The sequence below is a fragment of the Aestuariimicrobium ganziense genome, from assembly GCF_015352975.1.
GTDB classification, from domain to species: domain Bacteria; phylum Actinomycetota; class Actinomycetes; order Propionibacteriales; family Propionibacteriaceae; genus Aestuariimicrobium; species Aestuariimicrobium ganziense.
In genome coordinates this window covers 40,600-52,971 of the sequence record NZ_JACYIZ010000010.1, presented here as the reverse complement: position 1 = coordinate 52,971, position 12,372 = coordinate 40,600, and the positions used below count along the sequence as shown (strand labels likewise).

At 69.8% G+C, this 12,372-nt stretch carries 11 protein-coding genes; 7 read left to right on the top strand and 4 right to left on the bottom strand.

The window, feature by feature from the left end; translation table 11 throughout:
* Positions 1-39: 39 nt before the first annotated feature.
* The 3 genes from IE660_RS15105 to IE660_RS15095 all read left to right on the top strand — a co-directional run bounded on the left by IE660_RS15105 (position 40) and on the right by IE660_RS15095 (position 4,239).
* Positions 40-645 carry a DUF4126 domain-containing protein gene (locus IE660_RS15105; RefSeq protein ID WP_203569209.1) on the top strand — a complete coding sequence of 202 codons (606 nt, stop codon included), beginning with the start codon at positions 40-42 and terminating at the stop codon, positions 643-645.
* A 7-nt stretch (positions 646-652) separates the two neighbouring features.
* On the top strand, positions 653-1,915 hold the full coding sequence (locus IE660_RS15100; RefSeq protein WP_203569208.1) for an NAD(P)-binding protein: 1,263 nt from the start codon (positions 653-655) through the stop codon (positions 1,913-1,915).
* A 104-nt stretch (positions 1,916-2,019) separates the two neighbouring features.
* The gene (locus IE660_RS15095; protein ID WP_203569207.1) at positions 2,020-4,239 is read left to right on the top strand and encodes a HelD family protein; all 2,220 of its coding nucleotides are present in this window, start codon (positions 2,020-2,022) and stop codon (positions 4,237-4,239) included.
* A 7-nt stretch (positions 4,240-4,246) separates the two neighbouring features.
* Here the strand turns inward: IE660_RS15095 and IE660_RS15090 are convergent, their stop codons facing one another.
* On the bottom strand, positions 4,247-5,137 hold the full coding sequence (locus tag IE660_RS15090) for a methylenetetrahydrofolate reductase (protein ID WP_328701992.1): 891 nt from the start codon (positions 5,135-5,137) through the stop codon (positions 4,247-4,249).
* A 49-nt stretch (positions 5,138-5,186) separates the two neighbouring features.
* Between IE660_RS15090 and IE660_RS15085 the strand changes: the two genes are divergently transcribed.
* Complete coding sequence (locus IE660_RS15085) at positions 5,187-6,299, top strand: polyprenyl synthetase family protein (RefSeq protein ID WP_203569206.1); 1,113 nt, start codon at positions 5,187-5,189, stop codon at positions 6,297-6,299.
* Between the two features lie 104 nt (positions 6,300-6,403).
* Here IE660_RS15085 and IE660_RS15080 read toward each other — a convergent pair whose 3' ends face one another.
* Genes IE660_RS15080 through IE660_RS15070 form a run of 3 tightly spaced genes read right to left on the bottom strand, consistent with a single transcriptional unit; the run spans position 6,404 to position 7,715 of the window.
* Positions 6,404-6,652: a hypothetical protein gene (locus IE660_RS15080; RefSeq protein WP_203569205.1), complete on the bottom strand. Its 249-nt coding sequence runs from the start codon at positions 6,650-6,652 to the stop codon at positions 6,404-6,406.
* Complete coding sequence (locus tag IE660_RS15075) at positions 6,649-7,398, bottom strand: thiamine phosphate synthase (protein ID WP_203569204.1); 750 nt, start codon at positions 7,396-7,398, stop codon at positions 6,649-6,651. Before IE660_RS15075 ends, IE660_RS15080 begins: the two co-directional genes overlap by 4 nt.
* Positions 7,395-7,715 carry an MFS transporter gene (locus IE660_RS15070; RefSeq protein ID WP_203569203.1) on the bottom strand — a complete coding sequence of 107 codons (321 nt, stop codon included), beginning with the start codon at positions 7,713-7,715 and terminating at the stop codon, positions 7,395-7,397. The genes IE660_RS15075 and IE660_RS15070 overlap by 4 nt, the downstream gene beginning before the upstream one ends.
* Positions 7,716-7,830: 115 nt before the next feature.
* On the opposite strand from IE660_RS15070, the gene IE660_RS15065 reads away from it, so the two are divergent.
* The 3 genes from IE660_RS15065 (at position 7,831) to IE660_RS15055 (ending at position 12,366) form a co-directional block, all read left to right on the top strand.
* The gene (locus tag IE660_RS15065; RefSeq protein ID WP_235998149.1) at positions 7,831-10,005 is read left to right on the top strand and encodes a Stk1 family PASTA domain-containing Ser/Thr kinase; all 2,175 of its coding nucleotides are present in this window, start codon (positions 7,831-7,833) and stop codon (positions 10,003-10,005) included.
* Between the two features lie 66 nt (positions 10,006-10,071).
* Positions 10,072-11,028, top strand: coding sequence for a DMT family transporter (locus tag IE660_RS15060; protein WP_203569201.1), 957 nt, complete (start codon positions 10,072-10,074; stop codon positions 11,026-11,028).
* A gap of 48 nt (positions 11,029-11,076) precedes the next feature.
* Positions 11,077-12,366, top strand: a complete 1,290-nt coding sequence (locus IE660_RS15055) for a hypothetical protein (RefSeq protein ID WP_203569200.1) — start codon at positions 11,077-11,079, stop codon at positions 12,364-12,366.
* The last annotated feature ends 6 nt before the right edge of the window (positions 12,367-12,372 follow it).

The following is a 12,372-nucleotide window of genomic DNA, read 5'->3' as shown; positions in this document are numbered from 1 at the left end:
CACCGACCTCGCCCAAGCCGCTTGACATAGGAGAAACCCATGGAGCTGCTGCCACTGACCTTCGCCTCGGGTTGGGCGTCCGGAATCAACGCCTACGCCACCGTGTTCGTGCTCGGGCTGGTGGCGCGCTTCACCAGCCTCGGCGGTGACCAGGTGCCCGCCGGTTTCATGCGCACAGACGTGCTGATCATCATGGGCATCCTCGCGGTGCTCGAACTGGTCGCCGACAAGATCCCCTACCTCGACTCGGTGTGGGACTCGATCTCGACCTTCATCCGCCCGGTCGCCGGCGCGGTGATCGGCGCCCTGATCGGCGGTGCGAACGGTGACCTGCTGACGATCGCCCTGGCCTCGGTCGGTGGCGTCACCGCCCTGCTGTCGCACCTGTCGAAGACGGGGCTGCGGCTGGCGATCAACACCTCGCCAGAACCGGCCAGCAATGTCGGCGCCTCGATCGCGGGCGACGTCGGCGTGGTCTCGGTGGCCAGCCTCGCGGTGATGTACCCGACCGCCGCGGCGATCGTCGCCGGGGTGCTGTTGCTGCTGGGCATCGTGCTCACCGTGATGGTGTGGGCGAGGATCCGGCGCGGCTGGCGGGCGCTGAAGCGCTGGCGCGCCGAGCGCGCTGTCGGCGCCGGCGCCTGAGGTGGCTGTGGCTGAAGGAGCCGCCCGCCCCGGACGGGTGCAGATCACCGGCGCGAACCTGGCCGGACTGGCGCTGGCCGCCCGGCTGGCCCGCCACGGCCACCGGGTGACGGTGGTCAGCGCGGGGGCGCCGGGTGAGCGCGCCGCCGGGTATGCGCTGGGTGGGCACCCCGACGTCATCGTCGATGACCTGCCGCTGGCCACGACCCTGCCCGCGGCCTGGCGCGACCTGGCCAAGAAGTCCGGGCGGCCGATGGCGGGCTTCCTCAACGCCGCCCACCTCGACCTGGTCGAGGCCCCTGCGGCAGTGCACCGGTTCGCCGATGGCACCGAGCTCGCGCTTCCGGCCGATCGGGGAGGTCAGGTCAAGGCACTCGAGGCGGTGTTCGGACGAGCCCAGGCGCTGGCTTGGGCCGGCCTGGTGGACGAGTGCGATGCCCTGTGGCAGGCGCTCAGGCGCCACGGGGCGGAGGCGCCGTTCGTGGCCGACGACGCCCCTGCCGAACTGCAGCCGAAGCTCACCATGGGTCAGCTCGCCGACCGGCTGGACGATGCCCGGCTGCGCCAGTTGTGGCTGTCTGCCGCGAGCCGGGCCGGATCATCCGACCCAGTGAGGGCACCGGCCCTGCTCGCGAGCCGCTGGAGCCTGGAGCGGACCTTCGGTCGGTGGCAGCTGCTCGACCAGGACTCGGGTCTGACCCAGCCCCTGTCGGTGCTGACCGCGCTGTTGCTGACCCGGCTGGACGAGGCCGGGGTCGAGGTGATCGAACTGGTCGACGGCTACGAGTTCACCGCAGACGTCGTCGTCGACTGCCTCGCGGTCGACCCGCCGCGACGCCGCTGGCCATGGCAACCGCGGATCGAGGCGGTACGCCCACCGACGATCGGGCACGAGGTGGTCGACGCCGACGACGCCCTGGGTGGGCACGTGCGCGAGGTGGTCGAGCACTCCCCCTCCGGCCACCCCGTGGTGACCTGGACCCGTCGTCTCGACGCCGACTCGGCGCTGGTCACCACCCACGACCACACGCGTACCGGCGACCCCGATCCGCACTGGGGTTGGGCGGCCGACTCGATTGATGGGTGGATGAGGCGTCCGCCGCTGCACATCGAGGGCGGGCACTGGCAGGTGGGTGCCGCCAGCCACGCCGGCAACGAGCCCTGGGCCGAACTGCTCAGCGCCGCCCTGGTCAGCTACCAGGTGCACGAGCACCTCACCGGCGCCGACATCCGCCCCACCAATCGCGACGCCCCCCGGCCCCCGCGCTGAATGCCCACGCCGACCCAACCCGCAGCGGCGAACCCTGACACCGTCGTGGAACGCAGCCGTGGCGCCCGGTAGGGTGGAGAGTCAGTCAATTTGCGAGGAGCTTTGTGACTTCTTCACAGCCGCCCGCTGGCCGTGCCGGTGCCACCCCTGCGGGGCCCGAGACCGTGCGTCGTGAACTCCAGGCCGAGCAGCGCCATGTCGACCGGGTCTATGAGGCCCTCGACGTGGCCACGGCGTCGGCGCGACAGGTGGCCAAGCAGGGAAGCCAGCTCTACCAGTCCGACCGCACCAACTTCGTGCGTGAGGAGGACGGCACCGCCCTGTTCGAGCGCGACGCCTTCGCCTTCCAGTCCGCTCGCCGGCTGGCCGTGCTCGACGCCGAGCACGAGGGCCTGGTCTTCGGACGCCTCGACCTCAACGAGCCCGAGACCCGCTACATCGGGCGGATCGGCGTCCGCGACGACGACTACGAGCCGCTGGTGATCGACTGGCGCGCCCCGGCCGCCGAGCCGTTCTACCGCGCCACCCCGGCCGAGCCGATGGGTGTCGTCCGCCGCCGCGTGCTGCGCTGCCGCAACGACAAGGTGATCGGCATCGAGGACGACCTGCTCGACGCCGGCTCGAACACCGACCTGGTCGTGGTCGGCGAGGGTGCGCTGATGGCCGCCCTCAAGCGGGCACGCGGTGATGCCATGCGCGACATCGTCGCCACCATCCAGTCCGAGCAGGACGAGGCGATCCGCGCCCCCTACCAGGGGGTGACGGTGATCGCCGGCGGGCCCGGTACCGGCAAGACAGTGGTTGCCCTGCACCGCGCCGCCTACCTGCTCTACAGCCACCGCCGCCGCCTCGAGAAGGGTGGCGTGCTCGTGGTCGGACCGTCGGCGCTGTTCATGAACTACATCGAGCGGGTGCTGCCCAGCCTCGGTGAGGACTCGGTCACCCTGCGTGCGGTCGGTGACCTCGCCCACGACGTGCTCGGCTTCGCCGCCGACGACGTCGACGACGCCGCCGCTGCCACCCTCAAGGGCAGCCTGAGGATGCTCGACGTGCTGCGCGCCCTGGTCCGCGAGCCCGTGGGTGACGCCGACCTCAGGCTGCAGGTCAGCGTCAAGGGTGAGGTGCTGACCCTCGAACCGCGTCGGCTCCGCCAGATCCGCAACGAGGTGCTGGCCCACCAGGTGGTCAACCGGGCCAAGGCGCACGCTCTCAAGCTGGTGCTGAACGCCTTGTGGGACCGCTACACCAATGAGGACGAACTGGCCCGCGAGCAGTTCGACGACCTGGTCGGCTCGTCCGCGCAGTTCACCATGTTCAGCCACGCTTGGTGGCCCTCGCTCGAGGCGGCCGACGTGCTGCTGCGGCTGGCCGACCCCGACGTGCTCGCCACCGTTGCTCCCCGGCACTCCGAGCAGGAACGGGAGGCGCTGGCCTCGTCCTACCGGCAGGTCGCCGAAGGACGACGCGGCTGGACCGTCGCCGACGTCGCGCTGCTCGACGAACTGGTCTCGATGGTGGGACTGCCCGACCACGAGCACGACGAGGACCGCTCTGTGGTCTTCGAGGGTGGCGGCGACGTCGCCGAACTGGTGAGTACCGCCGACCTGCTCAGCCGCCAGCGCGAGGTCGACCCCGACCAGGACCCGTGGGAGACCTATGCGCACGTGCTGGTCGACGAGGCCCAGGACGTCACGCCGATGCAATGGCGGATGCTGCGACGCCGTGGTCCGCAGGCGAGTTGGACGTTGGTCGGTGACCCGGCCCAGAGTTCCTACCCGCACGCCGACGAGACCGACGAGGCGCTGCGCACCCTCGTCGGACGATCGCCGTTCCGCGAGTTCCGGCTGTCGACCAACTACCGCTCCCCCTCGGAAGTGTTCGAGTTGGCCGCGCAGGTGATCACCCGGGTGCACCCCGACGCCGACCTGCCGCACGCCATCCGCACCACCGGCATCCAGCCGCTGCTCAGCGCCACCGACCCGGCGCGGATGATGGACTCGGTCAGCGAGCACGTGAACGAGTTGCGTGGCCAGGTGGAGGGGACGATCGGTGTGGTGGTGCCCCCGTCGCTGTTCGGAGATGTGTCGAAGGCCTTGGCCGAGCGCACCCAGACCGAACCGATCCGCGTGGTCACCCCGTTGCAGGTCAAGGGGTTGGAGTACGACGCCGCCCTGGTGGTCTCACCCGACGACATCGTCGCCGAAGCCCCCGGTGGTGAGCGGGTGCTCTACGTGGCGCTGACCCGCCCGACCCAGCGCCTGGTCACCCTCGACCTGGTCGAGCGGGGACGAGCCCCCGCCCGCTGGCGCGAAGCACTGGTCTGACGGACCCTCACCAGTGCCGCTCCAGCAGCCTCGCGTAGATCTCGCGGGTGGCCTGCGAACGGTTCTGGGTGAAGAAGTGCAGGCCCGGGGCCCCGCCGCGCAGCAGCGTCACCGACAGCTCCGTGGCGATCCTGGCGCCCACCACCCGCACCTGCGCCGGGTCATCGGCGACCAGCTCCAGCCGGTGGGTGACCATCTCGGGCACCTCGTGGCCGGACAGTTCGGCGAAGATCTTCACCTGGCGCAGGTTGGTCACCGGCATGATGCCCGGGATGATCGGGATCGGGCAGCCCAGCGCCCGCACCCGCTCGACCAGGTCGAAGTACTGGTCGGGCTCGAAGAACAACTGGGTGATCGCGAACTCCGCCCCCGCCTGCCACTTCTCCACCAGCAGCCACGCGTCGAAGTCGGGGTCGCGCCGGTCGACGTGCGGCATCGGGAACGCCGCCACACCCACGCAGAAGTCCCCCACCTCCTTGACCAAGCGGATCAACTCGGTGGCGTTGGCCAAGCCTTCCGGGTGCTGCACCCACGGCACGGTCGGCCCACCGGGCATGTCGCCCCGGATCGCCAGGATGTGGTTCACCCCCTGGTCGGCATAGGTCTGGATGACGTTGCGCAACTGCTCGACCGGCTGGTCGACGCAGGTCAGGTGCCCCATGGTCTGCACGTTCGTCCGGGCCTGGATCTCGCGGGTGGCCCGCAGCGTCCGCTCCCGTGTCGAGCCGTTGGCGCCATAGGTCACCGAGACGAAGTCGGGGTTGAGCGGCTCGAGTCGCTCGATCGCCCGCCACAGCGCGCCGTACTCGTCCTCGTCGCGCGGCGGCATGAACTCGAACGAGAACAGCGGGCGGTCTGCCTGGGCAAGCATCTGGGCGATGGTGGGACGGTCGAGCACCCGACCACTCTAGGGAGAACCCGCGCGCCCAACCCAATAGGCTGCCCACGTGGACACCTTCGACCCGCGCGACCCCGTCGGCCCAGCCTTCCGCGATGCCGTCGGTGAGGTGCTCGACAGCTTCCTCGCCGAGCGTGCCGCTGCCCTGCTCGAGATCAGCCCCGCACTGGAGGACCTGACCCGGCGGGCGCTGGAGTTCAGCGCCGGTGGCAAGCGGCTGCGCCCGGCCTTCGCGTGGTGGGGCCACGTGGCGGCCGCCGGCGAACCCGACGACCCGACCGCCCTGCTGCGGGCTTGTGCCTCACTCGACCTGCTGCACGTCTCGGCACTCATGCACGACGACGTCATGGATGGTTCCGACACCCGCCGTGGGGTGCCTTCGGCCCACCGCCAGTACGAGGCGCTGCACCGTGACCTGCCCGGTGGACGAGGTCAGGCCGAGGCGTTCGGACGAGCCGGCGCGATCCTGCTCGGCGACCTGCTGCTGGTCTGGAGCACCGAGTTGTACGACTCGTCCGGCCTGGCGCCTGAGGTGTTGCGCCGCGCCCAGCCGCTCGTCCACGCGGTGCGCTCGGAGGTCACCGCCGGGCAGTTCCTCGACGTGCTGGCCCAGGCCACCGGCGGTCACCCCGGCGACCCGGACGCGCTGCGCCGTGACCTCGCCGTGGCCGAGTTGGTGCTGGAGTTCAAGTCTGCCCGCTACTCGGTACGCCGGCCGGTGCAGATCGGTGCCGCTCTCGGCGGCGGGGACGAGGCGCTGGTCGACGCGTTGGGACGCTTCGGGTCACCGCTGGGACGAGCCTTCCAGCTCAGGGACGACCTGCTCGGGGTCTTCGGCGACAGCCAGGTCACCGGCAAACCGGCCGGCGACGACCTGCGTGAGGGCAAGCGGACGACGCTGATCGCCCATGCCCTGGCCGAGGCCGAGCCGGCGGATGCCCGTCACCTCGACAGCCTGCTGGGTTCGTCCGACCTCGACGAGGAGCAGGTCGACCAGGGCCGGCGGGTGATCGAGTCGTCCGGGGCACGTGCCCAGGTCGAGGCCGACATCCAGACCGGCTGGCAGCAGGCGCTCGATGCGTTGGCCGGAGCCGACCTCACCGAGAGCGGCCGCACCGCCCTGGTCGCTCTGGCCGAGGCGACGGTCCAGCGCCAGCACTGACACTGGGTGGTCGAGCAGGTCGCGGGGACCAACCACTTCCACGCTGGCTGGTCGAGTAGGTCGCGAGGAACGCGCGACCGTGTCGAGACCGGCAGAAACCCGCCTCAGGCCTCGGAGTCGTCCACCTCAGCGTCGGGCGTCTGGTCGTCCTCCGACGTCGCCCGGGTCGACTTCACCGCCTCCTGCGACAGGTGGCTGTGCCGGTTGGGCAGGGTGACCGTGCCGTTCTCGAGGTCGATCTGCAGCGGCCCTCGCCCCCCACGCTTGGTGGGGACGACCGCGATCTTGTCGAAGTCCATCTGCTCCCGGGCGTGACGCTGCCCGGGGTTGAAGATCTCGAAGAAGCCGGTCACTGGGCCCTCGGGCCGTCGTGGGGCCCAGGAGGCGCCGGCGGCTGGCCCAGCAGCGCACCGCCCCCACCGAGGGCTGCCATCACGTACGAGCGCAGGTCGTTGCTCTCACGCCAGACCTGACCGATCCGCTCGGCCAGCGCACCGGCCGCAGCGGCCGGGTCGGCGGCCTTGGTCACCGCCGACGACACCGCGATCCGCACCGCTCCCGCCTCGAGCACCTCGTCGAGGTTGTCGGCGTTGATGCCACCCACGGCGAACCACGGCAGCGAGTTCACGTCGACCACCGGGTGCGCCACGGCAGCCTCGCCGACCAGCCCCAGCCCCGGCACGTTCTCGCCGTAGACCGGTCCGACGAACAGGTAGTCCGCACCGGTGGAGGAGAGTTCCTCGGCACGATGCACCGATCGTCCGACCAACGAGAACTCGCTGAGCTTGGCCCGCGCGCTGGGCAGTTCGCCGTCGCTGGCACCCAGGTGCAGGAAGTCGGCGCCGTAGGCGGCGGCCAGTTCGACGTCGCGTCCGACGACGAGCATTTTGCGGTGGTCGAAGGCGACCTGTCGGGCCGACTCGAGCACCTTGACGCTCTGGTCACGATCAAGACCGGTCTCGCGCACCTGGATCAGGTCGACCCCGGCGTTGAACAGGTCGTTGCAGAGGCGCGCAAAGTCATCGGCCGCGCTCAGGTCGGTGATCACCTGCAGCTTGGCGGTGCGCAGGATCTGGCTGAGGCCCATCAGTGCAGTCACGGCTCAACAATAGGCGGGGGCACCGCCCGGCGACCACGCAAGCTCGCCAAGAGCGCAACCGCGGGCGTCTTGACCGCCGACGCGGCCAGTAGTCCGGCGGGGATTCCCCAGCGTGAGGCCACCATGCCCAGACCCGGTCCCCCGGCGATCTGGCCGAGCGCATCGGCCTGGCCGATGATCGACAGGCTGGTCGCCCGAGCGGACGAGTCGATCTCGCGATTGAGCCACGCGGCGCGCACCGGTGCCGCCACCGACTGGGCCGCACCGATCGTCCACAGGAAGGCCACCGCCACCCAGAAGTTGCCCGACAGCGCCATTGGTGCAACTCGCGGGCCCAAAGGCCTCGTCAAGAGCCCGGCTTGCGCCTAGGATGGGCGCCACGGGCTAGCACGGCCTTCCTTCCCCGACCGTGTCTGGAGTCTTTTCGTGACCATGACCAGCGTCAGCGACCCCATGGTCGGGCGTCTGCTCGACGGGCGCTACGAGATGCTCGCGCGCATCGCGCGTGGCGGCATGGCAACGGTGTACCGAGCCATCGACCGCCGACTCACCCGCACGGTGGCGATCAAGGTCATGCACGACGGCCTCAGTGGCGACACCGACTTCGCCCGCAAGTTCGACCGCGAGGCCCGTTCCGCGGCGACGCTGTCGTCGCCCCACGTGGTGAGCGTGTTCGACCAGGGCGTCGACGACGGCCGCCCCTACATCGTCATGGAGTGCGTCGAGGGCTGCACGCTGCGCAACGTACTGGTCAAGGAGGGGGCGATGGAGCCCCTGCGCGCGCTGGACCTGTTCGAGTCGATCGCCTCGGCGCTGGCCACCGCCCATGAGCACCGCATCGTCCACTGCGACGTCAAGCCCGAGAACGTGCTAATCAGCGACCGTGGCCAGGTCAAGGTCGCCGACTTCGGACTGGCCCGGGCGGTCACCAACGCCACGGCCACCGCCACCCAGGGCCTGCTGATCGGCACGGTCAGCTACATCCCGCCCGAACTGGTCACCCACGCTCGCTCCGATGCCCGCTCCGACGTGTACGCCGCCGGCATCATGCTCTACGAGATGCTCACCGGCACCAAGCCGTACGCCGCCGACGTGCCGATCAACGTGGCCTGGATGCACGTGCACAACGACGTACCACCGCCGAGTGCCCAGATGGTCGACGACACCGACTCGCGCCGGATCATCCCGCCCTACCTCGACGCCCTGGTGCTGGCCTGCACCCGCCGGATGCCGTCGGACCGTCCTCGTGACGGTCGCGTGCTGTTGCACCTGGTCCGTCGTGCGCGGCGTGCGCTCAACCGCGGCATCATGGACGACCCCGCGCTGACCGAAGAGATGTCGGCATCGATGCGGCACGACCCGGCCACGCTCGAGAGCACCGTTCCCGACCCGCACGCCGGCGAGGACACCGACCCTGGTGGCATCGTCGCCGTGGTCGCTCCCCCGGTGCCGGTCAGTCATCGGGTGGTCAGCGCTGGCAGCCCGGTCTCGTCGCACTCGTCGTTGTCGGCTCCCACCGGTGGGTTCCGCGTGCGCTCGTCCACACCGATCAGCCCGGTCGACGCCGTGGGCTGGTCCGGTGGCACCGTCGTCCCACCACCGCGGACGAGCCCGGGTTCGCCCCGTTCCGCCACCCGGCAGCCAGTACCGCGCACGCGCACGCCTCGCTCGGCACTGACGCCGATCTTCCCCCACATCTCCCACGACCCGGTCCACAAGCGTCGTCGGCGTGGCCTGCTCATCCTTGTGCTGGTGCTGCTGTTGGCCATCGGTGGTGGCGTCGGCGCCTTCGCCTGGTTCGAGAAGCAGAGTTGGACCTCGGCACCCACCCTGGGTGGCCTGACCCAGAACGAGGCCCAACAGTTGGCCACCGCCAACGGGTTCACCATCACCTTCGACCCCGAGTTCTCCGAGACCGTCCGCAAGGACACGGTGATCAGGATGAGCCCGGAGCCCGGCGCCCGGGTCAAGAAGGGATCGGGTCTGCACGCAGTCGTCTCGTCCGGACCGGAACGGTTCACCATGCCCAAGCTGACCGGCATGGCGCTGGAGGGCGCGAAGGCCGAACTGGTCAAGAACAACCTCGTCGTCGGCAAGGTGACCCAGGCCTGGCACGAGTCGGCCAAGAAGGACACCGTGGTCAGCGCCTCACAGCAGGCAGGCAGCCCGCTCAAGCGCGGCACCACCGTCGACCTCGTGGTCTCGAAGGGCCCCCAGCCGATCCCGATCACGTCGTGGGCGGGCAAGAAGACCACCGAGGCCAAGGCCGCCCTCGAGAAGGCCGGCTTCAGCGTCAGCATCACCGAGAAGAACTCCGACACCGTCGCCAAGGGCCTGGTCATCTCCCAGACCCCCGACAAGGGCGAGGGCGCCAAGGGCACGAAGGTCAGCCTGGTCTCGTCCAAGGGCCCGGTGATGGTGCAGGTGCCGCGGGTGGCCGGTGCGGACGAAGCCACCGCCCGCACCCGTCTGGCCAACGCCGGACTCAAGGTCTCGGTGGTCTACACCACTCCGGCGTGGCTGCGTCTGAACGTGGTGGCAGGGCAGGATCCGGCCGCCGGGAAGATGGCCGTCAAGGGCTCGACCGTGACCATCTGGGTCAGCTGATCTGACGCAAACTATCCCTGCGTTGCGTCAACTTGACGAAAGATATTGCGGCTCTATCCTTGATCCGTGACACGATTCCGCGCCCCTCGCCTCGCCGTCCCCTCGCTCGTCCTGATGGCGATGCTGTGGGGTTCGACGTTCGTCGTCACCAAGGGCATGGTGGGCCGGATCGGCTCGGCCGACCTGACCTTCGTCCGCTTCGGGCTGGCCCTGCTGGTGCTGGTCGCCGTGGCGCCGCGGGCCCTGCGGATGAGCCGCCGCACGCTGGTGCACGGGCTGCTGCTGGGGTCGGTCTTCACGGTCGGCCAACTCCCCCAGACCTATGCCCTGGAACACGTGGACGCCTCGGTCGCGGGCTTCTACACCGGGCTCTACATGGTGCTCACGCCGTTGCTGGCCTGGCTGATCCTTCGTCGCCGGGTGTCGTCGGTGGTCTGGGGCGCGGTCGCGCTGGCCACGGCTGGTCTGGTGCTGCTGTCGGTCACCATCGACCCAGCCACCGGCCTGCAGTTGGGCACGTTCGGCTGGGGTGAGTTCATCCTGGTGCTCAGCGCGGTTGGGTTCGCCGCCCACATCGTGATCGCCGGGCACCTCTCCACCCCCGACACGGCGATGAGCCTGACCATCGTCCAGACCGCCGTGCTGGTGGCCACCTCGCTGCTCCTGTCCACACCCGACGGACTGCAGGTGCCCGCCGGCGTCTCCGACTGGTCGGCGATGCTCTACCTGGCCGTGGTCTGTGGCGCCCTGTCGCTGTACCTGCAACTGTGGGCCCAGTCACATGTCGAGGCCACCAAGGCCTCACTGCTGATGGGCACCGAGCCGGTCTGGGCGGCCACCCTCGCGGTCGCCTTCGGGGGCGAGTTGGTGACCTGGCAGATGGTGGCCGGCGGTCTGGCGATCAGCGCCGCCATCGCACTCGTGATCGCACCCCCCGGACGCCGCCGTGGTGGCATCGGCCTGCCGGTGCGCAGTGCTCTGCGCCAGCCCAGGCAACTGGGGGACGCCCCCGCGCGTCGATAGCCTTGTAGCCGGGTCTTCGATGCCGGACCCGACATCGAGGAGGACGCCGTGGAGTTCGTCATCATCCTGCTCGTTCTGGCCGGTGTGGCCATCACGATCGGGGTCATCTGGTACATCCAGCGCCAGCGCTACATCCAAGCGTTCGAGTCGCTGGGCTGGACCTTCGTCAACACACCGTCGATCGAGATCGCGCACGGACTCAACATGCCCCCGTTCGGTCTGGGCTTCGATCGCCGGGTGGACGAGCAGGTGATCGGGACGACCAGCCGCGGGGTGCCCTTTCAGGCGTTCGAGTACAAGGCCTCGAACTACTCACTGGGCGGCTTCGTGGTGGCCATGCCGTTGGGCCACTCGATGCCGGAGTACCACCTCGTGCCCACGCCGCGTGAGCGCAACGGGTCGATGACGCTGATCGTGCAGGAGTCGCCCACCCACCGGACGCTGTCCACCGTTCCCGAGTTCGGGCACGCCGTCGACTCGGTGATCGGGCCGCTGCTCGGCGGCTTTCCTGCAGGCACGGTGGTCGACCTGTCCATCGACCACGATCAGTTGGTGGCCCACGGTGCACCCACCGACGCCGCGGGCCTGCAGCCCTTCGTCGAGGCGCTGGGTCCGATCGCGACGGCGCTCAACGCCGCACCGCTGTCGTCGTTCGTCGGGCCCGAGCGACCGGTCGAACTGGGCTGGTACAACCGTCCCGACTGGATCTACCGGGTCAGGGACGACGGCATGCTGCAGTCGGTCAACCACACCGGTGGCGGCTCCAACCACGAAGCGACCAACGTCATCTTCTGCAACACCGCTCCCCTGCCGTTCGTCCGGTTGACCCACAAGTGGACGACCACGCGCACGGTCACCGAGTCCGACGGTGACGGGGGAACTCGTACCCGCACCGTGACCGACCACCACAGCGAGGAAATCTTCGAGTACCACCCGACCTTCCCGTTCCGGGACTTCAAGGTCAACGCGGGCTGGTTCGGCGGCAGGCGCACCTTCGAGTCCGAGGACTTCAACGAGCAGTTCACGGTGCGGGCCAGCGACCCCCGGTTCGCCCACGACATCTTCCACCCGCGGATGATGGAGTACCTGATGGCCACCCGTCCCGCACCGTTCGTCCACGACGGACAGGGCCGACTGACCATCGACCTGTCGGGCAACACCGCCAGCATCGAGGCCGCCACCGACTTCCTGCTCGGCTTCTTCGCCCGGGTGCCCAACTACGTCTGGGAGAACCTCGGGCTGTTCACCCCGCCGCTGCCGCTGTACCACGCCGTGGACGAGGGCGTGCGTACCGCCCTCGAGCAGGTGCAGCAGCAACGGATGCCCTACCGGCAGTGACCTGAC